The organism is Psychrobium sp. 1_MG-2023, assembly GCF_030689115.1.
Classification (GTDB): Bacteria; Pseudomonadota; Gammaproteobacteria; order Enterobacterales; family Psychrobiaceae; genus Psychrobium.
Genome location: NZ_JAUYVJ010000064.1, coordinates 1 through 2,143, shown reverse-complemented (window position 1 = coordinate 2,143; position 2,143 = coordinate 1). Strand labels below are relative to the sequence as shown.

Annotated in this window: 1 rRNA gene; it reads right to left on the bottom strand. The window is 49.6% G+C overall.

The window, feature by feature from the left end:
• Positions 1–2,129, bottom strand: a 23S ribosomal RNA gene (locus Q8W26_RS17735); the annotation flags it as partial.
• Positions 2,130–2,143 lie beyond the last annotated feature (14 nt).

Sequence of the window (2,143 nt, the reverse complement as noted above, 5' to 3'; positions counted from 1 at the left end):
GGTTTCAAAGGCTCCCACCTATCCTACACATGTAGGTTCAATGTTCAGTGCCAAGCTGTAGTAAAGGTTCACGGGGTCTTTCCGTCTAGCCGCGGGTACACTGCATCTTCACAGCGATTTCAATTTCACTGAGTCTCGGGTGGAGACAGCGTGGCCATCATTACACCATTCGTGCAGGTCGGAACTTACCCGACAAGGAATTTCGCTACCTTAGGACCGTTATAGTTACGGCCGCCGTTTACCGGGGCTTCGATCATGAGCTTCGTCCGAGGACTAACCCAATCAATTAACCTTCCGGCACCGGGCAGGTGTCACACCGTATACGTCATCTTGCGATTTTGCACAGTGCTGTGTTTTTAATAAACAGTTGCAGCCACCTGGTCACTGCGACTGACCGTAGCTTAGAGAGCAAGTCTCATCACCACAGCCAGCGTACCTTCTCCCGAAGTTACGGTACTATTTTGCCTAGTTCCTTCACCCGAGTTCTCTCAAGCGCCTTGGTATTCTCTACCCGACCACCTGTGTCGGTTTGGAGTACGATTCCTTATAATCTGAAGCTTAGAGGCTTTTCCTGGAAGTATGGCATCATCTACTTCATCACCGTAGTGACTCGTCATCGTATCTCAGCCTAGTGATTTCCCGGATTTACCTAAGAAATCAGCCTACATACTTAAACATGGACAACCATCGCCATGCTAGATTAGCCTGCTCCGTCCCCCCATCGCAATTATAAGAAGTACTGGAATATTAACCAGTTTCCCATCGACTACGCCTTTCGGCCTCGCCTTAGGGGTCGACTTACCCTGCCCCGATTAACGTTGGACAGGAACCCTTGGTCTTTCGGCGAGGAGGTTTTTCACCCCCTTTATCGTTACTCATGTCAGCATTCGCACTTCTGATACCTCCAGCATACCTGACAGTACACCTTCAACGGCTTACAGAACGCTCCCCTACCACGCTTGATTAAAATCAAGCATCCGCAGCTTCGGTGGCATGTTTAGCCCCGTTAAATCTTCCGCGCAGGCCGACTCGACTAGTGAGCTATTACGCTTTCTTTAAAAGATGGCTGCTTCTAAGCCAACCTCCTAGCTGTCTAAGCCTTCCCACATCGTTTCCCACTTAACATACACTTTGGGACCTTAGCTGGCGGTCTGGGTTGTTTCCCTCTTCACTACGGACGTTAGCACCCGCAGTGTGTCTCCCGTGATTGCACTCATTGGTATTCGGAGTTTGCATGGGGTTGGTAAGTCGGGATGACCCCCTAGCCCAAACAGTGCTCTACCCCCAATGGTGATACACGAGGCTCTACCTAAATAGATTTCGGGGAGAACCAGCTATCTCCGGGTTTGATTGGCCTTTCACCCCTAGCCACAAGTCATCACCGCATTTTTCAACATACGTGTGTTCGGTCCTCCAGTTGATGTTACTCAACCTTCAACCTGCCCATGGCTAGATCACCCGGTTTCGGGTCTACACCCTGCAACTTGTCGCCCAGTTAAGACTCGGTTTCCCTACGGCTCCCCTATACGGTTAACCTTGCTACAAAATGTAAGTCGCTGACCCATTATACAAAAGGTACGCAGTCACAGAACAAGTCTGCTCCCACTGCTTGTACGTATACGGTTTCAGGTTCTATTTCACTCCCCTCACAGGGGTTCTTTTCGCCTTTCCCTCACGGTACTGGTTCACTATCGGTCAATTAGGAGTATTTAGCCTTGGAGGATGGTCCCCCCATCTTCAAACAGGATATCACGTGTCCCGTCCTACTCGTTTTCACAAAAGGTTCGTTGTCGTTTACAGGACTATCACCTTGTATCGTCGCACTTTCCAGAGCGTTCAACTAACTTACTATTTGCTTAAGGGCTGGCCCCCGTTCGCTCGCCGCTACTAAGGGGATCTCGGTTGATTTCTTTTCCTCCGGGTACTTAGATGTTTCAGTTCCCCGGGTTCGCCTCGCACAGCTATGTATTCACTGTACGATACCTACCTGATGGTAGGTGGGTTTCCCCATTCGGAAATCGTTGGCTATTACGGTTTTTATCACCTTACCAACGCTTATCGCAGATTAACACGTCCTTCATCGCCTCTAATTGCCTAGGCATCCACCGTATACGCTTAGTCACTTAACCATACAACACCTAAT